This is a genomic window from Fodinibius sp. GM108, assembly GCF_058386985.1.
In genome coordinates, this window is record NZ_JBYEIR010000003.1 from 248819 (window position 1) to 275646 (window position 26828).

At 42.0% G+C, this 26828-nt stretch carries 20 protein-coding genes; 9 read left to right on the plus strand and 11 right to left on the minus strand.

The genetic code is table 11. From position 1 onward, the window contains the following. Positions 1–213: 213 nt before the first annotated feature. Positions 214–2397, minus strand: a complete 2184-nt coding sequence (locus tag ACT3ID_RS06995) for a glutamine synthetase III family protein (protein WP_491541287.1) — start codon at positions 2395–2397, stop codon at positions 214–216. A gap of 284 nt (positions 2398–2681) precedes the next feature. Here ACT3ID_RS06995 and ACT3ID_RS07000 point away from each other — a divergent pair, with 284 nt between their 5' ends. From ACT3ID_RS07000 to ACT3ID_RS07010, 3 genes are read left to right on the plus strand one after another with little or no spacing between them, the layout of a single operon-like run. Next, a complete protein-coding gene (locus ACT3ID_RS07000) occupies positions 2682–3584 on the plus strand; it encodes a 1,4-dihydroxy-2-naphthoate polyprenyltransferase (protein WP_491541288.1) in 903 nt (300 codons plus the stop codon). Then, positions 3575–4654 carry an o-succinylbenzoate synthase gene (gene menC, locus ACT3ID_RS07005; RefSeq protein WP_491541289.1) on the plus strand — a complete coding sequence of 360 codons (1080 nt, stop codon included), beginning with the start codon at positions 3575–3577 and terminating at the stop codon, positions 4652–4654. The genes ACT3ID_RS07000 and menC overlap by 10 nt, the downstream gene beginning before the upstream one ends. Before the next feature lie 6 nt (positions 4655–4660). Next, positions 4661–6145 carry an AMP-binding protein gene (locus ACT3ID_RS07010; RefSeq protein ID WP_491541290.1) on the plus strand — a complete coding sequence of 495 codons (1485 nt, stop codon included), beginning with the start codon at positions 4661–4663 and terminating at the stop codon, positions 6143–6145. A 54-nt stretch (positions 6146–6199) separates the two neighbouring features. On the opposite strand, the gene ACT3ID_RS07015 is transcribed toward ACT3ID_RS07010, so the two are convergent. From ACT3ID_RS07015 to gatB, 6 genes are all read right to left on the minus strand, one after another. Further along, entirely contained in the window at positions 6200–6601 is a 402-nt protein-coding gene (locus tag ACT3ID_RS07015) for a type II toxin-antitoxin system VapC family toxin (protein WP_491541291.1), read from the minus strand. Continuing rightward, a complete protein-coding gene (locus tag ACT3ID_RS07020; RefSeq protein ID WP_491541292.1) occupies positions 6598–6840 on the minus strand; it encodes a FitA-like ribbon-helix-helix domain-containing protein in 243 nt (80 codons plus the stop codon). The genes ACT3ID_RS07015 and ACT3ID_RS07020 overlap by 4 nt, the downstream gene beginning before the upstream one ends. Before the next feature lie 103 nt (positions 6841–6943). Beyond that, the gene (purD, locus tag ACT3ID_RS07025) at positions 6944–8227 is read right to left on the minus strand and encodes a phosphoribosylamine--glycine ligase (protein ID WP_491541293.1); all 1284 of its coding nucleotides are present in this window, start codon (positions 8225–8227) and stop codon (positions 6944–6946) included. A 69-nt stretch (positions 8228–8296) separates the two neighbouring features. Then, positions 8297–9079 carry a triose-phosphate isomerase gene (gene tpiA, locus ACT3ID_RS07030; RefSeq protein ID WP_491541294.1) on the minus strand — a complete coding sequence of 261 codons (783 nt, stop codon included), beginning with the start codon at positions 9077–9079 and terminating at the stop codon, positions 8297–8299. Next, positions 9076–10431 (minus strand): TlpA family protein disulfide reductase, encoded by a 1356-nt coding sequence (locus ACT3ID_RS07035; RefSeq protein ID WP_491541295.1) that lies wholly within the window; start codon positions 10429–10431, stop codon positions 9076–9078. Before ACT3ID_RS07035 ends, tpiA begins: the two co-directional genes overlap by 4 nt. Before the next feature lie 35 nt (positions 10432–10466). Then, positions 10467–11915 carry an Asp-tRNA(Asn)/Glu-tRNA(Gln) amidotransferase subunit GatB gene (gatB, locus tag ACT3ID_RS07040; RefSeq protein WP_491541296.1) on the minus strand — a complete coding sequence of 483 codons (1449 nt, stop codon included), beginning with the start codon at positions 11913–11915 and terminating at the stop codon, positions 10467–10469. Between the two features lie 96 nt (positions 11916–12011). Between gatB and ACT3ID_RS07045 the strand changes: the two genes are divergently transcribed. Further along, positions 12012–12557, plus strand: a complete 546-nt coding sequence (locus tag ACT3ID_RS07045; protein ID WP_491541297.1) for a hypothetical protein — start codon at positions 12012–12014, stop codon at positions 12555–12557. 523 nt (positions 12558–13080) lie between these two features. Here the strand turns inward: ACT3ID_RS07045 and ACT3ID_RS07050 are convergent. Both ACT3ID_RS07050 and ACT3ID_RS07055 read right to left on the minus strand, forming a co-directional pair. Continuing rightward, on the minus strand, positions 13081–14106 hold the full coding sequence (locus ACT3ID_RS07050) for an agmatine deiminase family protein (protein ID WP_491541298.1): 1026 nt from the start codon (positions 14104–14106) through the stop codon (positions 13081–13083). 246 nt (positions 14107–14352) lie between these two features. Further along, positions 14353–16377 (minus strand): beta-helix domain-containing protein, encoded by a 2025-nt coding sequence (locus ACT3ID_RS07055; RefSeq protein ID WP_491541299.1) that lies wholly within the window; start codon positions 16375–16377, stop codon positions 14353–14355. A 508-nt stretch (positions 16378–16885) separates the two neighbouring features. On the opposite strand from ACT3ID_RS07055, the gene ACT3ID_RS07060 reads away from it, so the two are divergent. Beyond that, positions 16886–17452, plus strand: coding sequence for a sigma-70 family RNA polymerase sigma factor (locus ACT3ID_RS07060; protein ID WP_491541300.1), 567 nt, complete (start codon positions 16886–16888; stop codon positions 17450–17452). Between the two features lie 24 nt (positions 17453–17476). Here ACT3ID_RS07060 and ACT3ID_RS07065 read toward each other — a convergent pair whose 3' ends face one another. Then, a complete protein-coding gene (locus tag ACT3ID_RS07065; protein ID WP_491541301.1) occupies positions 17477–18349 on the minus strand; it encodes a carbon-nitrogen hydrolase in 873 nt (290 codons plus the stop codon). Positions 18350–18723: 374 nt separating this feature from the next. Between ACT3ID_RS07065 and ACT3ID_RS07070 the strand changes: the two genes are divergently transcribed. The 3 genes from ACT3ID_RS07070 to pckA all read left to right on the plus strand — a co-directional run bounded on the left by ACT3ID_RS07070 (position 18724) and on the right by pckA (position 23969). Beyond that, a complete protein-coding gene (locus tag ACT3ID_RS07070; RefSeq protein ID WP_491541302.1) occupies positions 18724–19293 on the plus strand; it encodes an ECF-type sigma factor in 570 nt (189 codons plus the stop codon). 37 nt (positions 19294–19330) lie between these two features. After that, positions 19331–22027 (plus strand): tetratricopeptide repeat protein, encoded by a 2697-nt coding sequence (locus tag ACT3ID_RS07075; RefSeq protein ID WP_491541303.1) that lies wholly within the window; start codon positions 19331–19333, stop codon positions 22025–22027. Positions 22028–22370: 343 nt separating this feature from the next. Beyond that, the gene (gene pckA, locus ACT3ID_RS07080; protein WP_491541304.1) at positions 22371–23969 is read left to right on the plus strand and encodes a phosphoenolpyruvate carboxykinase (ATP); all 1599 of its coding nucleotides are present in this window, start codon (positions 22371–22373) and stop codon (positions 23967–23969) included. A 69-nt stretch (positions 23970–24038) separates the two neighbouring features. Here the strand turns inward: pckA and prfA are convergent, their stop codons facing one another. Beyond that, positions 24039–25121, minus strand: a complete 1083-nt coding sequence (gene prfA / locus ACT3ID_RS07085; protein ID WP_491541305.1) for a peptide chain release factor 1 — start codon at positions 25119–25121, stop codon at positions 24039–24041. Between the two features lie 390 nt (positions 25122–25511). On the opposite strand from prfA, the gene ACT3ID_RS07090 reads away from it, so the two are divergent. Continuing rightward, a complete protein-coding gene (locus ACT3ID_RS07090) occupies positions 25512–26672 on the plus strand; it encodes a 5-(carboxyamino)imidazole ribonucleotide synthase (RefSeq protein WP_491541306.1) in 1161 nt (386 codons plus the stop codon). Positions 26673–26828 lie beyond the last annotated feature (156 nt).

The window sequence follows — 26828 nt, forward strand, 5'->3', positions numbered from 1 at the left end:
TACTGAAAGGTCACTTAAGTGAGCTTCGGGTTTAGGCTTCTTAGCCTGATGATTCATCTTCAGGCTTTAGGCAACAACTACTCCACACCTCAACTATCCCTAATAACTACTAATCAAAAATCCAGCAACGGTTCAGATCCCAAAAAATAAAACCCTCAGGGTAGAAAATACCCTGAGGGTTGATATCTCGGTTAATCTTATGATCTACGGATACTATTTAACAAACAGCATCTCCCGATAAATAGGCAGAGGCCAGTAGTCATCGGCCACATATCGTTCAAGGAAATCTACGGCATCCCTGATATCATTCATTACCGGGATAACCTCATCCTTAACGTAGGTGGCACTTTCAATAACGGAATCGCCGTTACTTTCCAGGACGATTTCACGTAGCTTATCTAATGCATCGTTAAGATCGTTTAGCCCTCCGTTAACTTTTCGGAGCATTTCACGCGCTCCCTTATTATTAAGAGATAAACGATCGATTCGCTCAACATTTTCAGCCAATTCATTCATATAACGTATGGCCGCAGGATAGATCATTGTCTTAGCCATCGCTTCGGTTGTATCCGCCTCAATATTGATGGTCGTAAGATACTGCTCGGCCCAGATCTCCTGTCGCGAATGAATCTCACGCTTATTCAGCACATCATGCTTTTCGAACAGGTCGATATTTTTCTGATCTGATAGCTTGGGCAGCGCGTCCATGGTTGTACGCAGATTAAGCAAGCCGCGTTCTTCGGCCTCTTCTTCCCACTCTTTTGAATATCCATCGCCATTAAAAATGATATCTTTGGAATCAGAGAGTGTATCCCGAAGTACAAATCCCAACGCTTTTTCGATTGATTCGCCGCCATCGACTTTCTCTTCAAGTTCAGTACACATATAATCAATGGCATCCGCTACAATCGTATTTAGCACTACGATGGGGAACGAAATAGATTGACTGGATCCAACAGCACGGAACTCAAATTTGTTGCCGGTGAAAGCAAACGGAGAGGTACGGTTACGGTCGCCGGCGTGTTTAGGCAATGAAGGCAGCACAGGCGAACCAAGACCCAGCAGCCCCCCCTGCTTTGATTCCTTCGCACCTCCATTCAGCAGCTGGTCAATCACATCAGATAACTGATCGCCAATATACGCCGAAATAATAGCAGGCGGAGCTTCATTGGCTCCCAGACGGTGATCGTTGCCGGCATGAGCAATACTAATTCGCAGCAGATCCTGATGCTCATATACAGCTTTAAGGATGGCCGTAAAGAAAAACAGGAACTGCATATTGTCATGCGGGTTATCACCTGGTTCCAGCAGATTCATTCCTTCGCTGGTACTCATCGACCAGTTCAGGTGCTTACCACTGCCATTAAGTCCGTCAAAAGGTTTCTCGTGGAGCAAGCACTCCAGCCCGTAATTGCGAGCAACCCTTTTTAAAGTAATCATCATTAATTGCTGGTGGTCGGCAGCAATGTTGCAAGTTTCAAATATCGGTGCAATTTCAAATTGTCCCGGAGCTACCTCATTATGACGCGTTTTAACGGGAATGCCGAGCTTGTACAGTTCTTTCTCAGCCTCAAGCATAAATGAAAGAACCCGCTCCTGGATCGATCCGAAATAATGATCATCCAGCTCTTGCCCGCGTGGCGGCTTGGCCCCCACTAATGTTCGGCCGGCGGTCATCAGATCGGGACGTCGATAATAAAACTCCTGATCAATCAGAAAGTATTCCTGTTCACAACCTACTGTTGATGACACGCGCTTCGTATCGACATCAAACAACTTAAGTGCACGTTTGGCTTGTTTATCCAGGGCTTCATTAGAACGCAGCAGCGGTGTTTTGTGATCAAGCGCTTCGCCCGTCCACGAGGCAAAAGCAGTGGGAATGCAGAGATAAGAACCATTCTCATTTTCCATGATAAAAGCCGGAGATGTAGGATCCCAGGCGGTGTATCCTCGTGCTTCAAACGTCTGGCGTAGTCCTCCGCTCGGAAAACTGGAAGCATCAGGTTCTCCCTGGATAAGGTCCGATCCAGAAAATTCAGCAATAGCACCGCCTCCCTGGTTCGGCGTTATAAAACTGTCATGCTTTTCTGCCGTCAATCCTGTTAGCGGCTGAAACCAATGTGTAAAATGGGTCGCTCCTTTCTCCATTGCCCAATCTTTCATAGCCACCGCAACAGCGTCAGCTACTTTTGAATTAAGCTGTTCGCCTTCGCGAATTGTCTTTTCCAAATCTTTCCAGATTGTTTTAGGAAGCCGCTCTTTTAAATCCTCTTGCTGAAGTGTATTCTGTCCGAATAGCTCCGTCACATTCATCGCATCGGATGATTCACCGTTTGATTTCGGAGACCAGTTTCGAGCAGCGGCCAGCGTGTCATAACGTCTAGTTACCTTAGTCATTTGAGTATGTTAGGTTGTGTTTTAATTGAATATTAAAATTCGCTTCTAAAATAATTATTTAAATAACATTAACACAAATTATTTAATTATTTTTTTATCAACATATTATTTATAAAGGTAAATAAAGTATATATGTTTAAATTTTTAAGTAAAAACTCCTATATACCGATAATAAACTAAATTTGTTTTGCAGATAATGGGATCAGGCTTGTTTTTTTAAGTGAACAATTTATTAGTATAATTGCAGCAAAATTATTATCCACATAATTTGCTCCATTTGTCCAATGAATAATAAGTCAACGCTGAGTATCTGGCTTCATGCTGCGCGTCCTCAAACTCTTGCAGCTGCTTTTGTGCCTGTTTGCGTAGGTGCGTCACTAGCCTATCATGATCATAGCTTTGCGCCCGTACCCAGCTTCGTAGCTCTGCTTTGCGCCTTCCTTATACAGATAGGAACTAACTTCGCCAACGATTATTTTGATTTTATTAAAGGTGCCGATACTGAGGATCGTATTGGATTCGAACGTGCCACAGCGATGGGACACATTTCAGCTGAATCCATGCGCAATGCTACCTTAATTACCATGGGGCTGGCTTTTCTACTGGGACTTTATCTGATTTGGCACGCCGGTTGGGTTATTTTCTGGATTGGCATTGCCTCTATCATCTGCGGAGTGCTTTACACTGGTGGTCCATTTCCTTTGGGGTATAATGGACTGGGTGATCTCTTCGTCTTTATATTCTTCGGGATTGTTGCAGTAATGGGCACCTATTATGTAAATGCCCTGGAATGGAGTAATGCCTCTTTTTGGGCTTCACTGCCGGTAGGAGCACTGGCTACTAATATCCTCGTAGTAAACAATCTGCGTGACATTGAACAAGACAGCAAAGCTAGTAAAAATACGCTTGGAGTTCTATTTGGTGAGAATATCCTTCGCTGGGAATACCTGCTAATGCTGCTGCTGGCTCTGGCTATTCCTCCCCATTTTTATTTTCAACTTGATTACAACCTGGTGATTTTCCTTCCATACTTAACAGTACCTTTTGCAGGCATTTTACTTCTGAAAGTTTGGGTCGATAAAGATAAACGTAAGTTGAACAAAAGACTGGAACAAACAGCCCAATTTATGACGCTGTTTGGTATTCTGTTTAGTGCTGGTATATTAGCTGACTTATTATGGTTATAAATTACTATAGATACAGTCTCCCATTTCTGGATCCGCTCCAAACTACCAAAAAAACGTTTGAGGACCGCGAAGGAATTATCGTCGAATATAGAGGGGAAGACGTGCATTATTTCGGAGAAGTTGCCCCCCTACCTCAGTTTTCAAAAGTAACACTTGATGAAATTTTACCAATTTTAAATGATATAAAAAGTGAACTGGAGGATCTCTTAAAACGTAAAGAATCAGTTTCTGAGCTGCAAAGTCTTTACAATAAAGAAGAGATCCCACCCGAGCTTCAATTTGGACTCGATTCATTAGCTTATCAGATAGAAGCCGGGCGTTCAGATAAAAATTTAAAGAATTTTCTATTTCCCGATGCTCCTACCCAAATACCAGTTAACGGACTTGTGTCGTTACAAACAAATGATTACTTAGAGAAGACTGAGAAAAAAGTTTCGGCGGGATTTCAGACCATAAAATACAAGATCGGTCTGGATTTCGAGGCCGAACTACATCATCTCCAGGAAATTAGGACACAATTTCCAGAACTAACTATTCGTGTTGATGCCAACCAGCAGTGGACAGCCGAAGAAGCTCCGGAAAAATGCAATCAACTAGCCACCCTGAATTTGGAATATTGTGAAGAACCTCTTCGTGATCCCACGCCTCAAAATTTTGAACTGCTTAGTGATCAAACTCAGCTGCCGCTGGCAATAGATGAAACCATTTTACAGGTTTCTTACTGGCCGAATCTGCTTCCTTACACCTCATATCTCATCCTAAAACCAATGCTTTTAGGAAGTTTTACAAAATTATTTGAAACAAAACGCCTAGCTGATACTCATGAAAATAGAGTGGTGATTACCTCAAGCTTGGAAAGTGGCATTGGACGGGCGATAACTGCTACGTTGGCATCAGGAAAAGGAGCACCGGAAACAGCACATGGTCTGACTACCGGAAATTTATTTGCCAATGATATTTATTCAGATAGTGCTTTTATAACAAATGGATATTATGATGTAACAATGCTGCTAAATCAGCCGAAACAAATAGCAAAACAATTACATGAAGTTTCTTCAAAATTATTTTGATCTGTAGTGAATAACGCAGCAGATATACCATCATTTAAATCTCCCAGATCTGATGATCTGTTTTTAGGATCCAGTTTCGGCCTGCATTCCTACAGCGATTTAGAGCAGTTTGAAAAGTTCTTTTTGCAATTTCTATTCGACTTTGATCATGATTTCGATAAGCCAATAGGTTTTCTGGCTCCATCCTCTGATACGCTAATCTTTGCTATTGCAGCTTGCTGGAATCTCGGTATCCCTTTTGTACCATTTGATGAAAAAGCATCCTCAGAAGAATTAAATCGACAAATCGATGAGATTGATCTGGGGATCATCTTCGCATCGGCAGAACTGCAATCCAAAATCGATCACCCAGAAAAAATTGATATCAAGCAGCTTGATTTGCCACGTTCGCTTTCGATGGATGTTGAACTGGGCTATCAGGCAGAGAACTATACTCCGGATACCGATCCCGAAAATACTTTTGGATACTTCTTTACTTCTGGGACTTCCAATACTCCGAAAATTGTGCCGCTTAAACGTCGTCAAATACTTTTTGCAAGCAAAGCATCGGCAGAAAATTTTAAGCCGCGTGTTAACCATTTTTGGCTTTTATGTCTGCCACTAAATCACATCGGCGGTATTTCTATTATCCTGCGATCGCTACTTTACGGATCGGCTATTTTCCGGATGAAGAGTTTTCACCCGGAAATGATCAAGACCTTTCTAATTGAAAACAAACTTTTTCAGGCGGCTTCGCTGGTACCTACTATGCTGAAACGCCTCATGGAAACACCGGGATTTTTTGTCCATAAAAATTTTAAAGCCATTTTACTGGGGGGCGGACCTGTTGATCAGGGTTTGATTGAAAAATGTGCTACAAAAGGAGTCCCGCTGGTACCCAGCTACGGCATGACAGAAACATGTGCACAAATTGCTGCTAATCCTCTGTTAAAACCGAGTGGAACCTACGGTCCGCTAAAAAGTGTGGGGCAAGTTTTTAATCCCAACAAAATAGAAATACGGGACGATCAGAATGAGGCGGTAAGTATAAATACGTCTGGAGAAATCTGGCTAAAGGGACCACAGGTTTTTGACGGTTATATTAATCGGGATAATACAGATTATTTTGATGAAGATGGCTGGTTTAAGACAGGAGATTACGGGCACCTGAACAGTCACGGACAGCTTTTTATAGAATCACGCCGATCCGACCTTATCATTACCGGCGGTGAAAATGTCTCTCCTTTTGAGGTTGAAGCAGAACTAAAAAAAATAGATTCAATCAGTGAAGCTGCTGTTATCGGGCTGCCCGATGATGAGTGGGGTGAACGGGTAGCAGCAGTGGTTGTCGCCGAAAACGGACAGCCAATCAATTCTGAAAAAATTCAGGAGGAATTGAAAAAACGAGTGACTGCCTTTAAAATTCCTAAGCAAATAATACAAACTGATTCGCTGCCACGTACCCGGAGCGGAAAAATTCAGCGCAATGAGTTATCAAAACTTTTTGAATGAACAAATTAAAGCGTGGTGAAATATTTCGTTTTTTAGATCTCACTCTTACCTCGCCTATTCGACGAATTCCTTGGGATTTACAGCAGTATCAGGAAACTCGCTATTAATTTTATTGTCAAATGTTACTAATTGTGTATTTAAGTCTTCAGCCAATGCCAAAAACTCACAATCATAGGCTGAGCAGGAAGAGTTAGAAACCAGACTCATAACTTGTGTTGAATTTACTTCAAACTCATTGACATTCATAAGTTGTTCTGCTTCCTCCATTGCTTGCAAAGCTACCGGCAGCTCTAAAATATTTTTACGCAAGTAAATTGCTAGGACATTTCTAAATTCTGAACGCCAAAGCAACGGAGCCACCCAATTAGAATCTTTTGTCAAAACTTGATAAGCCCATTTATCCATATCATTTGGCACCCACATGCTGGCAATAAGATTTGTGTCAACAACAATCATGGACGCCCTTGATCAATTGCTTGTTGAATTTCATCCATAGAAAGAGAACCATTCGCTTTCTGTTTAATTCTTTTGGCTCGGGTAATAACTTGCTCAGGGTCGCGTCGATTACTTTGAACTATCTTTTTTAAATAAAAAATTACTTCACTATTGATACTTCGGTGATGTAGATCAGCCTGTTTTTTTAATTTTTCATACACCTTATCAGGAATATTTCTAATTGTAATATTGGTAGGCATAACGCAGTGAATTTAATTTAGTTTTAAAATAAAACTAAATAGAAAGGGCGATTATTGCAATAAACCAAGACAAGCAAGAATTTCTCTTTAGCTTTATCCTGATTCATTCATCGAGATATATAAGGCCTTTCGCACCGATATCTGAGCGGAAATATTTATTATCAAATGATACCTTATCCACTTCCTGATATGTTTTCTTAATAGCTGTTTGGAGCGTGTCACCTGCTCCAACTACATTAAGTACTCGCCCCCCATCTGAATAATATTTTCCGTTCTGCTCTTTGGTACCAGCATGAAAAACAAAAGCATCGTCAGAGACATTTTCAATGCCGCTTATAAGCTTTCCTTTCTGATATTTTCGGGGATACCCCTCTGAAGCCAGTACAACGCAGCAGCGATATTTATCATCAACTTTTACTTCTTTTTCATTCAGATTCTCATTTGCTGCCGCTTCTATAAGTTCCAGAAAATCGGATTGCAGAGAAGGCAAAATGGCCTGTGCTTCGGGATCGCCGAGACGGCAATTAAATTCCACGACCTTAGGCCCTTCATCGGTAATCATCAGACCGCAGTACAAAATACCCTTATAGGGATTTTCATCCAGCAGCATGGCTGAAATAGTAGGCAGAATAATTTCTTTTTCGACCCGCTGCAACATACGTTGTCCTATTACCGGTGTGGGACAATATGCCCCCATTCCACCGGTATTCAAGCCGGTATCTCCTTCACCGATACGTTTATGATCTTGCGCATAATGCAGAATTTTGGCTGTTTTCCCATCCGAAATAACAAAAACAGATGCTTCTCTTCCTTCTAAAAATTCTTCGACCACTAATTTCTGAGCGGCCTCTTTAAAACGGTCATTTTCTTTTAGTTCATTAAGACGTTTTTCAACTTCATCTTCTGTCATACAAATGAAAACGCCTTTACCACCGGCTAATCCATCCGCCTTCAGAACTACAGGATATTCATCTTTGCTTTTGATCACTTTCAGAGCTTTATCGAATTCGCTACGCGAATAGGTTTCAAAATCGGCGGTGGGCACGCGATTCTCTTTCATAAAATTATTCGCAAAGTTTTTGCTACCCTCGAGCTGTGCTGCCTTTTGAGATGGTCCAAAGACTTTATGGCCTTTCTCCTCCAGGAAATCCGCAATGCCGTTCACGAGCGGCTTTTCCGGACCAACAACGGTCAGGTCGATGTTGTTCTCCTCAATAAACTTAAGGATAGCATCAAAATCAGAAAGTGACAGATCTACGTTGGTACCGACCTGTGCAGTGCCCGGGTTACCCGGCGCTATATAAAGCTGATTCAGCTTATCTGATTTTGCAATACTCCATGCCATAGCGTGTTCCCGTCCACCACTGCCGAGTAGTAATACATTCATGCTTATCGAAACTTTCGTTAAAATTTAATAACTGCGATTTATTTTCCCCGGGGCGAAGCTAAAAAATGATTAATCGGAAGATAACTGATCGGCAATATCAATAATATCGGTGAAACTCTCAGCTTTAAGAGAAGCGCCGCCGATCAATCCGCCATCCACATCAGGTTCGCTTAACAGTTCTTCAGCGTTATGAGGTTTCATACTTCCGCCATAAAGAATACGAATCTGATCGGCTACATCTTGTGAAAAAAGATCAGCGAGTACCGAGCGGATCATCTGATGCATCTCCTGGGCCTGATCAGGCGTAGCGGTTTCGCCGGTTCCGATAGCCCAGATAGGTTCATAGGCAATTACCAGATTAACGGCCTCTTCATCGCCAACATCAACAAGTGCTTCTTCAACTTGTTTACGTACACGCAGCACATGTTCATCATTCTTGCGCTGCTCTAATGATTCTCCTACACAGATGACGGGCCTAAGGTTATCCTCCAACGCTTTATTGACTTTAGCTTTTACGGTTTTGTCCGTCTCACCGAAATACTGGCGGCGTTCTGAGTGGCCTAAGATCACATATTTACAATTGACCTCGTTAAGCATCTGAGTACTTACTTCTCCAGTGTATGATCCATTATCTTCGTAATGGACATTCTGGGCTCCCAATGCGATATCTTCAATATCCTGCAGCTCCACAGAGGCAGTTGTCAGGGAAATCATCGGCGGACATACTAACCCATCGACCTCATCGGGCATTTTCATATTTTCTAGTCTGTCGCCAATCCCCTGTAAAAGTGTAGAGGTAGCTTTGGGACCACAATTCATTTTCCAGTTTCCGGCTATTAATAATTTTCTCATGATGCTGGTTCTTCTTTTTCTATGACAGTTTGAATACCTTCGATAACATCCTCGTACTCATTACCAACGTATTTACGCACAATCTTACCATCCCGATCAACAAGAAATCGAGTTGGAATCAATTGAATATTGAAATCCTCTAAAAGTTTTTCGCGGTCAAATGCCTGCGCATCGGCTACGGGCCATGGTTTAACTCGTTCTTCGAAAAAAGCATCAACCGTAATCTGGCTTTCATCAAGCGGAAGTGTTACTACTTGTAATCCGTAGTTTTTGTAGATGCTGTGAATTACAACCGTTCTATCAAACTGTTCTTGATAAAGCTTATTAGACAGCCGGGTAACTTCCAAAATATAGGGTGTTCCTATCAGCGAATCCCGGCCGATTTGCTTTCCATTTTCGATGAATTGGAAGTTGGGAATCGCATCACCCGGTGACAGGTAATTGAGATCATAGCTCATAGACTCAACCCACTCTTTCTCCTCATCCGGATATGCTTCTGTAAACTTATCCAGCCGCTCTTGTGCCGCATCAACACGGGCGCTGTCGTAGAGCAGTTTAATCCGTTCCATATCGATCTCCATAGCCCGATCTTCCGTTTCGGTAAGACCAGAAAGCGTATCCAGGTATGCCAGCGCAGGATTCAGTCCGCGGCTGTTGGCGATGTAATTTTTTCCCAGTGTAACACCTAAATCAACGAGCTCATCATTATCCTGAACCGTTCGTATACGATCCATCATTTTCTGGTTATCCAAGCCTTGTGCAATCTGGATTGACTGCCGCGCCGCTAACTGCGATCCGATTGTTCCCCGGTTATCTTCATAAACCTGCCAATAGAGATCGGTCCAGTTGTCGAGCTGTTGTCGTAAGCTATCACCCGAAAGCTGGCCGGAACGAGCCGCTTGTACAATGCGGTTAAAGTTCCGGTTCAGACGCTGATACTGTGTCATTGCGTTATGTTCCCGGGATGTAATCTCAATTGACTCCTCGAGATTGGGCCATTCACCAGTTATTTCAATAGTATCCTGATCAGCCAGAATAACGCCAATCTCTCCTATATCTTTTCCACGTTGACTTATTACCAGCGGATATTGACGCCTTTCCGGAAAAATAACGTCTCCTGAAAATGCACCAGAAGAGTTAACAACAGCATTAAAAAGTGTATCTACGCCCGCCGTATCTTCATCAATAACAGAAAATTCTATATCCGTAAAATCAATTTCATTATTAGCCGTATCTGCTATTTCAAATTGTCCCGAAATATACGCTCTGTTTTCATCCGACTCCGCAGCGCATCCCCACCCAATAAATCCAGTTATAACAAGAACAATAAACCAACTACTTTTCTTTTTCATAACGTTATTAGAATAGAAAATTTAATGCTGTATCCCTAATTTTCCAGACGCTGGCTAATCATTTCACGTACTAATTCGGGATTGGCTTTTCCCTGTGAACGCTGCATAACCTGTCCGATAAAAAAGCCGATTAATCCTTTTTTGCCTTCACGATACCGCTCTACTTCATCCGGATGTTCCTCTATAACATCATCAACAATAGGCTCGAGAAATCCGGTGTCGGAGACCTGCACCAGGTTCATCTCTTCAGCCAGCTCTTCGGCCGACTGACCGTTTTCGAGCATGGCGTCAAAAATTTCGGTCATGGCCGAGGAGTTAATTTTGTCGTCCTCTCGCAGCTGTACCAGTCCGGCCAAACGCTCTTCGGATATCGGAAATTCACCAATATCAATGCTCTGATTGTTCAACACCCGAAGTACCTCAGACAGGATAAGATTTGATACTGCCTTCGGGCTATCTACATGCTGCAGTACCTTCTCATAATAATCGGCCAGGTAGCGATTTTCGGTAAGGATCTGGGCATCATCTTTGCTCATACCAAACTCTTCGACAAATCGCTGGCGTCGTACATCCGGCATTTCCGGAAGTTCAGATTTCACATCCTCTAACAGCTCATCGGTAACAATGACCGGCGGAATGTCAGGCTCGGGAAAATAACGATAGTCATGCGCCTCTTCCTTCGTTCGCATGATGCGCGTTTCCATCTTATTGGCATCCCACAACAGTGTCTGCTGAACAACTTCTCCCCCCGATTCTATCAGATCAATCTGGCGATCAATTTCGTACTGAAGCGCCCGCTCGACGTTGCGGAAAGAGTTCATGTTTTTGAGCTCGGTACGCGTCCCAAATGCCTCTTGTCCTTTGGGACGTACGGAGATATTAGCATCACAACGCAGGCTACCCTCCTCCATGTTTCCATCGCAAATCTCCAGATATTGCACGATCTGCTTAATACGCTTGAGATATTCGTATGCTTCCTGCGGGCTTCGGATGTCGGGTTCCGAGACAATTTCGATCAAAGGTACGCCCGATCGATTCAAGTCGATAAGGGTATTAAACGGATCCTGATCATGAATCGACTTACCGGCATCCTCTTCCATGTGGATTCGCGTAATCCCGATATCTTTTTCTTCACCATCAACATTGATGGTAATTTCTCCATCGTGGCAAATCGGAGTCTCGTACTGCGAAATCTGATATCCTTTGGGAAGATCAGGATAGAAATAATTTTTACGGGCAAAGATTGATTTTCGCGCAATTTCACAATCCGTAGCCAACCCCATCTTGATGGTATAACGCACCAGGTTTTCGTTTAAGACGGGCAATGTTCCCGGATGTCCCAGGCAAAGTGGTGTAACCTGGGTGTTGGGCGATCCACCGAATTCTGTTGATACCGGAGCAAATGCTTTACTTTCTGTTAAGAGCTGCGCATGAACTTCGAGTCCAATAACTGCTTCGTAATTATCCTTCACCGAACTACTCATCGACAACAATTTGTTCTATGTTTGGTTTTAAGGCGAAAGATATTAAACGTCTCGGACATTTATTAATGAATCTGATAATTTTTGCAACCCAAAATTATGTATCAAGAACTACATGTTTTTGAAAAAAGTACAAACTTGTTTTGGGGATTGACCATCCTGCTTTGTACTGCCGTCGGCACCTATTTGCTGGCCGGTTCTTTTGTCACAATGGATTGGGATTTTTTTAAACCTGATCAATTTTTTGCGCTTACGCTATTCGTCATAAGCTTTTGGGGGATTATAAAACTATCGGAACCGCTGTATCACTTTATTCTATACTTTGAAGATGATCTGCTGAAAATTGAAATCCACAAAGGATCTATTAAAACTGAGACGATAAAAATATCTGCTGATCAAATTGAAGCACTAAAGTTTGCGCCTCATTACCCGCGTTCATCCGACGAGGCGCTGTTCGATTTTTCGACCAGCTATCACTTGCTCTACAAAAAAAGAGGTTCAGCAAAATTTCAAAAACTGCTGGGAGATCAGTCGGCATCTATTACCCTGAAAGTAGATGACATTGCCAGTATTATGCGATTTATTACGGAGCGAAATCCAGATATTTTTATCCCGAGAGAACAGGCAAGTTATTTTAATCTATAGATTATCCCTCTCCTTATCTTTGCATTGACTAAAAACTTGGAAAAGATCTAATAGAACCTCTCTACATCTTCAATAGATAAACTCGATTGTCTTTCCTGAACTCCTAAAACTATCTTCAGGATTCCCAATCCGATGGGCTTCGGTTACCAGCCTGGAAAAATGTATTAACGTTTTCCCTATATCCCAATCCCTAGAGGCGGCATCCTGGAATATGGATGTCGCCTTTTTTATATGTAGTTACTTCAGATATCGCACCGGAGATACGTAACGAGGTAATCTGGTTAATCGGCACGAGCGGACGCTCGCGCCAGAACACGTACATCATTTTTTTAAATGAATGACAGTTAGACGCAGAGCGTCTTTGGCTGTTCAGTCGCAGAGCAACTGAACGAAGAAATGGTTGACAGGCGTTTGCGGATGCAGTAAATACAAGCCATTTAATAAAAAACAGCCACTTGAGAGCTTTGTCTGCAAAAAATTCAAGAGTTATATCAGTAGCGGAAATTCTGGGAAAACTCAAAATTCAAACCCCATACCACTGCTGTGTGATACAATGAATAGCTCCCTGGCCCCAGACAAGGTCAGAGCAGGGAATTCCGACAACATCTCTATCGGGAAAATATCGCTCGAAAAACTGCAGCGCTTTTTGATCAAACTGCCCATCATAGACAGGAACTAAAACAACGCCATTGGCAATATAAAAATTAGCATAACTGGCCGGCACATATTCTGACCCATCCACCGTTGTACCCTCAATTTTAGTCTTGGGCATTGGCAGTGTTTCAATGGTAAATTCATTTCCATATTGATCTGTGGCATCAGAGAGAATTTCCAAATTTTTGTTCAGGGCATCGCAGTTCACATCCGCGGGATCATCAGTTGACATCGCAAGAATCGTACTCTCATTGAGAAAACGGGCCACATCATCAACATGTCCATCTGTATCATCCCCGGCTAAGCCTTCTTTAAGCCATATAGTTTTTTCTATTCCCAGATAATCTTTCAGCCGTTGTTCAATTTCCGGTTTTGACATCTCCGGATTCCGATTTTGATTCAGCAACACAGATTCGGTTGTCAATAAAACGCCTTCCCCATTAACATCAATCGAACCTCCCTCAAGCACCATATTCGGCTCAAACCGCTTGATACCATATTTTGAAGCAACATATTTAGGCAGGAAGTTATCATCATCAAATGGCGGATATTTTTCGCCCCAGGCATTGTATTCCCAATCGGTAACGGCATATTCTCCTGTTTGCTTATGCCGGACGAAAATAGGTCCACAGTCTCTGGCCCAAACATCATTTACAGGTTGCAGGTGGAAGATTATCTGTCGGAGGTCGATTGGGCGGTTTTCGAAACGTTTTAACACGTGCGTCTGAATATTTTCATCTTCCACAAATAAATGAACGGGCTCATAGCTGTGAAGCACCTCGATAATATCGAGATATACTTCTTCTACCCGTTGCAAGCGCTGTCCCGGCCAGGTTTCACGGTTCGACGGCCAGTGTAGCTGCGTGGCGGAGTGTAGTTGCCATTCAGCAGGCATTCTATAGTTTGAAGGTCTAACGGAGTCTGTCACTCTTAGGTGTTCAAATTATTTTAAACTATCAGTAAGCAAGCTGATACGTATCGGTCCTACTTCTAAAGACTAATTAGATGCTAACTGCTTATAGGGATAACAAACAAGTTATTCACTCAAATAAATTAACGGGAGCAAATTACAAAAAAAGAGGCACCGTTTTTTAAGCGGTGCCTCTTTTCGAAAATAAAAGTTGAATATATTACTCAGTGGTTAGTAAATATACAGATCGTTATTGTCGTTATTCGAATAGGTGATGTTACCTCCTGCATTTAACTGCGCATCACGGCCTTCTCTGACAATAAGTCCATAGTTTGCACTATTTTCAATCGCAGCATTTGACAAGCTTAGATATCCATCATTATAAACTCCCAGATTGCCGGCATCCATATATGTAGCAAGATTATCACCGCCACCGTATTCGATCTTTACATGATCCATTTCATTTTCGACTGATCCGGAAGATACCAGAATACCGCCCCATGCTCCCTTGGCCTTGGATCGACCAGTGAAAACTATTGGCGATTCAGTTGTGCCCAACGCTTTAATCACACCCGGTTCGCTACCACCTGAAACTATAAGTTTCACATCTGTCCCCATTTCAAAGAGTGCTCCTTCTTCAATAGAAACAGAATTATCAATAGTTACCGAACCTGCAAAATAATAAGCGCCATTATTCAGGTTACTCCAGGTTTCTGATCCGGAAGCATCGGTATCTCCTTTATACACCTCAACATCACCACCGTTAAAGGTGGTCTGATTATCGATACCACTTATCTGCGTGGGATGGATTAGCATATCAGAGTCAGCATTATCCTGGAAAACACTATGCTCAATCGTAAAGTCAGAACCGCTTCTCCGTGTTTGAATGCCATAGCCAGCACTTCCGGTAAAAGAAACATGGCGAAGCGTTATTTTTGCCTTGTCTATCACCATATTGGTCTTCCCAAAATAGGTTGCCATGTTGGTACTACCGCCATAACTGATATCAACATGTTCCAAGATATTGTCAACCGATGACGAACCAATAAAAATACCCCGCCATGCTCCCGGAACCTGACTTGTACCAGTGAATACGATCTTATTTTCAGCAGCTCCTACTGCTTCGATTACAGCTCCTGATCGCACAACAATTCCGGCATCAGCAGCAAATTCAAACCGGGCCCCTTCATCAATAGTGATATGATCTTCGAAATCAACATTATTAACGATCTGGTAATTAGCACCATCCAGTGCAGCAATCGTCATATCTCCGGTCGTACCGCCGCCAAAAGCTGTTACATATCCTCCGTCAAACGTACTTGCGTTATCGAAATATCCGATTTGACTTATATGGATATAGGAATGATCCTTTTCATTTTCAGCAAATGTCATATTCTGCATACTAAACTCCGATCCACTTCGGCGGGTTTGAATACCATAACCGCCGCTGTGGGTTATAGAAGTGTTTGAAAGCTGCACTTTGGCTTGATCAATTGTCAGCGCAGCTGCATCAAAATAGGTGCCAGCATCTATACTGCCCGCATACTGTATGGTCGTATGACTAATTTCATTCTCAACAGAATTCGAACTGATAAAAAGTCCACGCCAGTAACCCGTTGTTTCTTCTACACCAGTTAATGTGATCGGCTTTTCCTGAGTACCGGCCGAAACCAGAACGGAGTTATCTGCGCTTACCTTAATTCCCGCATCAGTAGCAAACTCTACCGTAACTCCCGGCTCGATAGTCAATGTAGCACCGGAACGGACTTTAATATATTTAGTTACACGGTATAAATTATCTGCGGTCCAGGTCTGATCTTCAGTAATATCACTTTTTATTTCAACAACATTAGATTCCGCAGTAATCGATATATCATCTTGATCAGAATCTCCATTTCCGTCGCTCACGGTTAAAACGGCTTTATAATCACCGGCCACATCGGGTGTAAAAGTGGGATTTTCGGCCTGATCATCAGACAATTGAACACTACTTCCATCCGGTGTATTCAATTCCCATTCATACGTAAGATCATCACCGTCAGGATCAGAAGAGTCTGATGCATCTAATGTAACTTCTTCACCTACTGTAACAGTGGCTTTATTCACATCGGCCACAGCAGTTGGTGCTTCATTAGCTGATGGACTATTGGGATTTCCTGAATCGTCGTCTGTATCTGAGCTTGACGGGCTATCGCTACATGCTGATGCAAGAAGCAATAAGCCAATCATAGTTATACCAAGTAGCTTTTTTATCATTCTCATAAACGTAATTGTTTTTTAAGTTTTTATTTTTAGAGGCGGGTACAAGTCTCCACTATAGAAATACGCAACAGGTTTATAAAAGAGCTCAAAATGATGAGAATAATCCATCAAAATATTTTAATTCCCTCTGACAGGATTAAAGGAGAGGCAAGAATGGATATCAATGGTTAGCAAATATTCGCGAGTATGAGACAGGTTCACTCAGATACTTGTTGCATGCACTTAAATATCCGGTTAAAAAAGAAAGGCAGTGGAGTTTAACCCACTGCCCTCTTAGAGCGTTAGCACCTTTCCCCGGCGTCTCTCTTAGACCCTCGTGCGCATTCGGTAAACCGAATACAGCAGGAAATCTACTATCACTCGTAAATGCTGCTTTCTCTCTTGATAAACTGCTTTACATATATATTGCGTAACCCCATCCAAAAAGGTGACATAAAAGTTTTGTATTATCTATCTAATTATTTTTTTAGGATTAAATAGTTATGAATAAGCTATTGTTGTAATGTCTGCAGATAAACAATCCGAAGTAACGCGCCTTTTAAAAAAAGTACAAGACGGTTCCGAAAATGCGTACAACGAACTCTTTCCGCTGATTTATGAGGAGCTTAAAACATTGGCCTTTTCAAAGCTCAAAAAAGAGCATGATGATATAACCATATCTAAAACCGAGCTCGTCCACGAAGTATATATCAAAATGGTTAACCAGGATGAGATTGAATTTGAAAGTAGAAATCACTTTCTGGCTATTGCTGCCCGCTGTATGCGGCAAATTCTTATTGATCATGCACGCAAACGTAAAGCCGAAAAAAGAGGTGGTGACCAAAAAGATCTCACCTATATTGATGAAATAATGAGGGCGGAAGAGCAGGTCGACAGGCTTATTGATATTGATGATGAACTCAACAAGCTGGCAAAACTGGATAAAAGGCTCTCCCAAATAGTAGAAATGCGTTTTTTCGGGGAAATGACGATCAGTGCCATAGCGGATGTCCTTGATTTATCAGAGCGAACAGTAAAACGAGATTGGGCTAAAGCAAGAGGCTGGCTTTATAAGGAACTGAAGGGATGAGCTCCTGTAAACATACAATGGCTCTTAATCAGAATCTATATAACGCTTCAAGATAGGGTTATATGTGTCTATCCGGCGATCTCTGAAAAACGGCCAAATTTGACGCTGTTTTTCAATTTTTGAGAGATCAATTTCGGCTAATAAAATATCTTCTTCAGATCCGGCTTCGGTTATCATCTGTCCGAATGGTCCCGCCACGAAAGAATGTCCCCAGAAATTAATATCATCTTCCTGCCCAACGCGGTTAATACTTGCCACAAAACATCCGTTAGCAATAGCGTGACTCTGCTGGATCGTCTGCCACGCATTCAGAAACTCCTGTCCCTTCTCTCCTTTTTCATCCGGCAACGTACCAATAGCCGTGGGATAAACCAGCAGTTCTGCACCTTTCAACGCCGTAATTCTTGCTGCTTCGGGATACCATTGGTCCCAACAAATAAGCGGGCCAATTTTGGCGTATTTAGTTTCGTACACCTGGTAGTCACCTTCTCCGGGGGTGAAGTAATATTTCTCATGAAAACCGGGGTCATCTGGAATATGCTTTTTGCGATAGGTACCCATCAGTGCGCCGTCTGCATCAATGACAACTAGTGAGTTATGATAAATGCCTGCCGCACGCCGTTCAAAGAATGGCGCTAGAATTACTACCTCTAACTGGACTGCCAGCTGGGTCAACTTATCTGTAACCGGACCCGGAATAGACTGTGCCCAATCGAAATACTTGTCATCCATATATTGACAAAAATAGATTGTATCAAACAGCTCTTGCAGTAAAATAATCTGACCTCCTTTGTTTGCTGCCTCTTTAATCAGTTCAACAGCATTAGCAATATTTTTTTCCGGATCTGCGGAACAGCTTGTCTGAATAAGCGCTATTGTAATATTTGATTGGGGCATTCAGGTCGGTTAATGAATGTTACTACTAAAAGTACGGAAGTAACTAACAAAAAGAATACCAAATAAAAAATGGACTCTACCCTCCGGCAGAGTCCATCTCAAGCATTAAGTTAATTAATGCTTAAAAGCGTCTCTCCTTGCGATCCTTACACTCGATTATGCTCACAGTTGCTGCGTCAACTATCAAATCAGGGATCTAAAGACACACTCCGGTTCTTAAATTTAGCGTTTAATGATTCCATTTTTTATTATCATACAAATTATATGCGTAACAGCATGAACTTTTGGTTCAAAGAGGGTATCTGCTCGGCAATCGTTTTATAAACAGCAGACTTTTAGATCAGTAATAACACATAAATATCATTTGCAGGTGGATGGGGACTTCAAAATCAGAAATAACGCAATTATTAACAGAACTGCGTGAAAAAGAAGACAACAGTGATACGTATAATCAGCTGTTTGAGCTGGTGTACGATGAGCTTAAAAAAATTGCTCATTCTCGTCTTCAGCAGGAGTACAAATCACATACCTATTCCAAGACAGCTCTGGTGAATGAGGTTTACTTGAAAATGATTTCACAGGATGAAATTGAAGCCTCTAATCGCAGTCATTTTTATGCAATTGCATCTCGCTGCATGCGGCAAATTTTAATTGATTATGCCCGCAAAAAGAAAGCTCAAAAAAGAGGTGGTGACCAAAAAGATCTCACCTATATTGATGAGTTATTCAAACAGCAGCAACAAAAGGCCCAGGAACTTATTGATATTGATGCTGCACTAAAAGAACTTGCGGAACTGAATGAACGGCTAAGCGATGTGGTTGAGATGCGTTTTTTCGGGGAAATGACAATAGAAGATACCGCAAAAGCTCTTGGTGTTTCAGAAAGCACCGTCAAAAGAGACTGGATGAAAGCACGAGGCTGGCTCTATCAAAATCTTAAATAGCTTTAGGGTGCAAAATTAAATATTTCGATGGAAAATTATGGGTAATGTCGATTGGGATGAGGTAGAAACAATTGTAGATGAAGCTCTGGAGCAACCCAGAGAAAAGTGGGAATCATACGTTGAAAAAAGATGCAAAGGTTCTCCGAAAGTTAAATCTGAAGTTACACGACTTCTTCAATCTATATTTGAATCGGAAGGATGGCTTGAGGAAGCTGAATCTTATAAGTATGATTTTGCCGACCTGGCACTGGATGAAGATTCTGCGCCCTCTCTTATTGGTCAACAGTTTGGTGCCTACGAGGCCAAAGATCTTATTGCCCGGGGCGGTATGGGAACAGTGTATCGCGGCAAACGAATAGATGGCGATTTTGAACATACTGTAGCTATAAAGGTTATAAAGATGGGGATGAATACTCCTGAAAACATCCGCCTCTTTAACCGGGAACGAAGTATTTTAGCCGGACTTAGTCATCCGGGAATTGCTCAACTATTCGACGGTGGTGTTTTGGATAATGGCCTGCCTTACCTGATTATGGAATATGTAAAAGGTACGCCCATAGATGATTACTGTGACACCCATAAACTCTCTATCAAGCAACGGATTGACCTGTTCACAAAAGTCTTGAAAGCTGTACGTTATGCCCATGAAAACTTGATTATCCATCGCGATTTAAAACCCGCTAATATTCTGATTACAGATCAGGGACAAGTGAAAATACTGGATTTTGGCATTGCCAAACTTCTTGATACAGATGAAGCCGCTGACAGCGATGTAACGGTAACGCAATCGCGTATCTTAACACCAAAATATGCGGCCCCTGAACAAATACGCCAAAAACCAGCAACAACTGCTACAGATATCTATGCACTGGGAATAATTTTGTATCAGTTACTAACAGGATCACATCCCTACAAGTTAGAGGGTAAATCCGTTCATGAGTTAGAAAAGGTGATCTTAAATAATGAGCCGATACTGCCACACAAGCAAGTATCGAGAGATGAAAAATCAGAAGAGATAGCTGAAAATCGATCATCTTCAGTACAGGCAGTTACAAAAGAACTTAAAGGTGATCTAAATGCCATCCTGCTAAAAACTATTGAAAAGAATCGGGACAAAAGATACAGAACATCCAATGAACTACTGGATGAATTCAGGAAGTACAACTCCGGATTGCCGGTATTGGCCCGTCAGCGAACCATTACTTATCGACTGGGGAAGTTTGTCCGCCGTAACAGTACTGCCCTTTCGATTACTGCTGCTTTCATTCTGTTTATTGCAAGCTTTACTTTTTACCATACCCAACAAATAACAAAAGAGCGTAACCAAGCGCAGTTCGAAGCTGAAAAAGCCGAGCAGGTAACAGAATTCCTTGTAAGTCTCTTTGGGCGCTCCAACCCTTATCTGGAAGAAAGTGATGGTGGTACTGATGTCTCTGTCGGCTCGATCTTACAGTTCGGTACCGAAAAAATTGATAAAGAACTGGCCGACCAGCCGAATTTGCAGGCCGAAATGAAAACTGTGCTTGGAGAAGTCTATGACGCACTCAATGAATTCGACCGGGCAGAAGAACTTCTGACAGAGGCTGTAAAGATTCGCAGGAATTCCGATCGTGCTACACCCGCAGAAAAAGCCAAGAGCATAAGAAATCTTGCTTTTTTATATCAGGAGCAGGGAAAATATAATGAAGCAGAACAGCTTCTGACAGAAGCCATCTCTTTTTTTGAGGAAAGCGACGATGGTCTTGAAAATCATGATGCCATAGCTGCCCTGGCACGCCTTGGAAATCTTAACTGGTATAATAAAGGAGATTATAATACCGCAGATTCTTTGTTAAATCGAACGCTGAAGCTGCGTGAAATTATCCACGATTCAAATCATGTTCATATAGCTATAAATTACAATGATTTGGCGACCTTATACCATTCAAAAGGAGATTATGAGACGGCAGAAGAATATTATCGCCAGGCAATTGATAGTTATAAGGAGCTATTTGATGAGCATTCAAACCTTGCTATAATGATGGCCAATTTTTCTGCCTTACTAAGAGAGCGTGGTGATTATCAGGAAGCTGAAACCTATCAGCGAGAAAGCCTGGAGATGCATCAAAAATTAACCGGCGAAGAAAATCTGGATATTGCCCTGGGAATGGGGAACCTGGGACATATTCTGCTGAAACAAAACCGGTTAGACGAGGCTGAACCGCTTCTCCGGGATGCACTTGAACTATTTGACGATATATTGGATCCGCCACACACATATACTACGAGAACTAAACTCAATCTTGGCAAACTATATCTAGAACAAGAACAATTTGAGCGAGCCCGGGAAATTTTTACCAAGGTACAAGAGGAGCATAATCAAATTTATCCGGATGACCATCCGCGGAAATCTGACCCTCTCCTGGAATTGGGACGACTAGAGCTGAAACAGCAACAGCCTGACGAAGCCATATCCTATTTTCAAGAGGCATTACAAATCAGAATAGATAAGTATGGAGAAGATAACTGGCGAACAGCACAGGCAAAGAGTTTTCTGGGTATCGCCTATTTCCAGCTAAAAAACTTTGAACAAGCCAAACCTCTCTTGCTGGAAAGTTTTGATATACTAGATGAAAAAAGATCCAGATCTGATATCTACAGAACTCAAACTCTGGAACATATAATCAAGCTTTATGAAGAAATAGATAACCCTTCAAAAAAAGAAGAGTTTGAAAAACAGCTTACCGTTAATTGACTCCGCTTACTTACTTTAGATATATGCCAGCATTTATGAAAAGTGCAAAATTTTAAGTCTCTGTATTTGTTGCAGAATATTTCCTCAGAAGTGCCCTTTCTTACCTCTAAAGGGCACTGGAACCGGTTTCAATAAATATTGGTATTGGCGATTCTATCACCTGATTTTTAACAAAAACCTGTATATATATTAAACTTTTAAGGGAAGCAATAGCTAAGAGTATCAAAGGTTTTTGCATTCCTTTTCTCTGCGCATATTCATCATAATAATTCTTATACTATGCCTTAATTATTGCAGCAAATAACGTGGTTAAAAGAAAACAACAAATAAATTAAATTATCCAATGAGTAAGCAGTCACATCCGCGGAGTCATGTAGGGCTTGATTATCTGGGATTAGAAGAGAATGAAAATACAATTTGGAATCTCAATCCGCCTGAACTTTATGAAGAGGCTATTCAAAACGGGGAGGCAGTTTTGACAAACGATTATGCCCTTCGCGTATTAACGGGCCAGTATACTGGACGTTCTCCCCAGGACAAGTTCATTGTTGATCAACCCTCTATCCACGATGATATTGACTGGGGCGATATCAATCAGCCTACGGATGAAGAAGTATTTGATAACCTGTTTGATCAAGTAACTAATTATTTGCAGGATAAAAAGTTATATGTAAAAGATTGTTTTGCCGGAGCAGATGAAAACTATCAGCTGAATGTACGGGTAGTTAGTGAAGCTGCCTATCACGGTCTGTTTGCCCACAATATGTTTATTCGTCCCAATAAGGAACAGCTCAAAAATCATGAGCCTGATTTCACAGTACTGGCTGCTCCAAACTTTAAAGCTGATCCTGAAAAAGATGGTACCCGAAGCGAAGCTTTTATTCTGGTTAACTTCGACAAAGAGATAATTCTAATTGGCGGTACGCTATATTCGGGTGAAGTAAAGAAAGGAATTTTTTCTGTAATGAATTACCTGCTGCCTAAACAGAATGTGATGGCAATGCATTGCTCGGCCAATATGGATCAAAGTGGTGATACAGCTGTATTTTTTGGTTTGTCCGGAACAGGTAAAACTACCCTCTCTTCGGATCAAAGTCGTATCCTCATCGGCGATGATGAGCACGGATGGAGCGAAGATGGTGTTTTCAATATTGAAGGAGGCTGCTACGCCAAAACAATCAATCTTTCTGAAGAAGGTGAACCGCTTATTTATGCCACAACCAAGATGCCGGGCACGATTTTAGAGAATGTTGTACTGCACGAAAATCGCTCACCGGATTTTGAAGATACCAGCTATACTCAAAATACACGATGCTCATATCCCATCAACTATATACCCAATGCCAGCGAGGCAGGCATGGGCAATCACCCGAGTAACATCATTTTTCTTACGTGTGATGCTTTTGGTGTGCTCCCTCCTATCTCAAAACTTACGCCCGAGCAGGCGATGTATCATTTTATCAGCGGTTATACAGCTAAAGTTGCGGGTACCGAGCGCGGTGTAACGGAGCCACAAGCTACCTTTTCTGCATGCTTCGGTGCTCCTTTTATGCCACTGCATCCCACGGTTTATGCTGAACTGTTGGCTGACAAGATTCGCAAACACAATTCAACAGTTTGGTTACTGAATACCGGGTGGACCGGTGGACCTTATGGAGTAGGCCATCGTATGAAGCTGCCTCATACCCGGCAAATGCTCAGCGAAGCTTTAGAAGGCAATCTTGATAACGCAGAATTTGATAGAGATCCTGTTTTCGGATTGGCTATACCAGAAGAAATTGATGGTGTTCCATCCGAGATATTGATGCCCCGAAATACCTGGGATGACAAAGAAGCCTACGATGAAAAGGCAAAAAAATTAGCAGGTATGTTTGCCGATAACTTTGAGCAGTTTAAGCAGGAAGCGAGCAAAAAACTGATAGAGGCAGGTCCGAAAGTATAGCTTAGGAACCGCAGAACAAGGGATATTGAATTTCGAAATTCTTTATTCCTTGTTCTAAATTCTGCGGTTTTACCCCTCGTCCATCACCGCATTAAGTTTATCCAGGTTGTCCTGAACTCGTAGCGCTTCTATAATTTCATCTATCTCTCCCTTCATGATATCTTCGAGATTATAAAGCGTTAGATTAATACGATGATCGGTAACACGACTTTGCGGAAAGTTATACGTGCGAATTTTTGCACTTCGGTCTCCCGTCGAAATTTGACTTTTTCGTTCTTCTTCACGCTTTTTCCGCTGTTCAGCTTCCTTCATCTCATATATCTTTGAGCGCAGCATTTTCATGGCCACATTTTTATTTTTGTGCTGTGATCGCTCCTGCTGACATTCAACCACTACGCCCGACGGTTCATGGGTAATTCGCACGGCAGAATCGGTCTTGTTCACATGCTGGCCACCGGCTCCACTGGCCCTGAATGTATCAATCCGCAAGTCAGCAGAATTTATTTCCACATCGACCTCTTCAACTTCTGGTAGTACAGCTACAGAAGCAGCCGAAGTATGGACACGTCCCTGGGTTTCAGTCTCCGGCACGCGCTGCACACGGTGAACGCCGCTTTCATATTTCATCGTGCCGAATACTTCTTCGCCTTCAAGCTCAAACGTCAGCTCCTTGTATCCCCCTTTTTCTGATTCGCTTAAACTTAAAAGATTCAGCTTCCACCCTTTTTTATCTGCGTATCGGCGATACATATCAAAAAGATCACCAGCAAAAATAGCGGCTTCATCACCACCAGTACCAGCTCTCAGCTCTACAATGACATTCTTTGAATCATCGGGATCTTTGGGTATCAGCTTGAATTTAATATCCTCTTCAAGTTGTTCAAGTCGAGGCTTCAACTCTTTGTTTTCCATCTCCGCCATCTCGGTAATTTCAGCATCTTCTCCATCTTCAATAAGCTCCTTATTCCCCTTAATCTGCTTTTTTACGTCCTTCCACTCATCATAAAGCTCTACCAGCTCTTTCAAGTCGCTGTGCTCCTTGGTCAGCTCTGTATAACGATCAGGATCATCATATACAGATGGATCACTCATTGCCGTGGTAACTTCTTCAAATCGTTCTTTGACTTGCTCTAACTTTGCTTCAATATCCATGTATAGAGAACTACTTCTTTGTAAGGTGAATTTCGAGATCTTAAAATACGATTCTTTCAACAAAATTTAGAATGGGATATTGTATGGGAGTCACATTAAAACTTAATAGTTGAATAAATATACTCTGATTTTGGTAACAGATATTTGCACCTGGCTTTCGTTACGATGCGGAGCATTGTAACGAGATAGAAAAGAGAAAAGCTAATCAAAACATTACAATACCAAACCCGCAACACACAACCCCTAAAATCTTAATGTAACTCTGTGTCTTCTTTGTGAATCTTTGTGATATAATCATAACACTCCGGTAGATATCTGGAAAAGGGTTAAATCAAAACAGAATAATTCTTATGTTCCTGCTTAATTTAGGAACTAAAAAAAAGAGATTTGATGAGCAAGAATCCATTATCTGCAAATTTTCGACTAGGTTTTCTTGGCGCCGGGCAACTGGCTCGCATGTCAGGGCTGCAGGCATTTCGTTATGGCATTCAGATCAGTGTTTTTTCGGATCGGGATGAAAATGAGCCTGTACAATTTATGACTCCCTATTCCCAGACAGGATCCTTTGATTCGGTAAATGATTTGACACAGTTTGCTAAAACCTGTGATGTACTGACATTGGAAAACGAATTTATCAGTTCAGAAGTCTTACAAAAAACAGAAGAAAACAGCGGCACTCCTATTTTCCCCTCTCCAAAAAGCTTTAAGCTTATTGAAAATAAGCTGATCGAAAAGCAAACCTTTGAACAGGCAGGAATTCCTGTTACTCCCTATGCCCTTGTCAAAGATGAGACCGATCTCAAAGCTTTTGGAAACAATCATGGCTGGCCTTACTTGCTCAAATCATCAAAAGGCGGATACGACGGGTACGGCAATGAGACTGTAGGCTCATTGGAAGAGGCTATAGAAGCTTTTGACAATCTCGGAGGAGAAAAGGGTCATGATATAGTGGCCGAAGCATTTGTCGATTTTACTCATGAATTAGCCGTTCAGGTGGCGCGCAACGAAACAGGTCATGTTGTTTATCCCTGCTGTGAGACTGTACAGGAAAATCATATTTGCGTGGCTGTTAAGTCACCGGCTCCGGTAGACAAAGCCGTACAAAAAAGAGCTCAGGAATTAGCCGTCAAGGCTACAGAAACTATCGACGGAAAGGGTATTTTCGCTTTTGAATTCTTTCTTACCCCGGATGGCGACCTGCTTCTTAACGAATCTGCTCCCAGACCTCATAATTCAGGACACTATACCATTGAGGGCTGCGTGACTTCACAGTTCGAGAATCATGTCCGCGCCGTACTGGGACTACCGCTGGGTTCAACAAAACTGAGAAAACCGGCCGTAGCGATGATCAACCTGCTGGGCACCCATGAGCGCGATGCCCGGGTTGACTCTGCTGCTAAAACATTTTCAGAATCTGACGGACACCTTCATGTTTACGGCAAACTTGACAGTCGTCCAGGACGAAAGATGGCTCATTTCACCCTTCTTGGTGATGATATGAATGAGACCTATCAGAAAGCACAGGAAATCACTGCAGATATTGAAATTTAGTATCAGGTACAAATCCTGTATTCGTGAATCTATTTTTCTACAACTGTTCATCCTTAAAATAAAGATTGCCCTCTGCCAATTTTTTACCCACTTCAGTTAGCCTGTATTCCTTGATGACTTTACGATGCAAGTGATCAATATCCTGAACATTTTGAC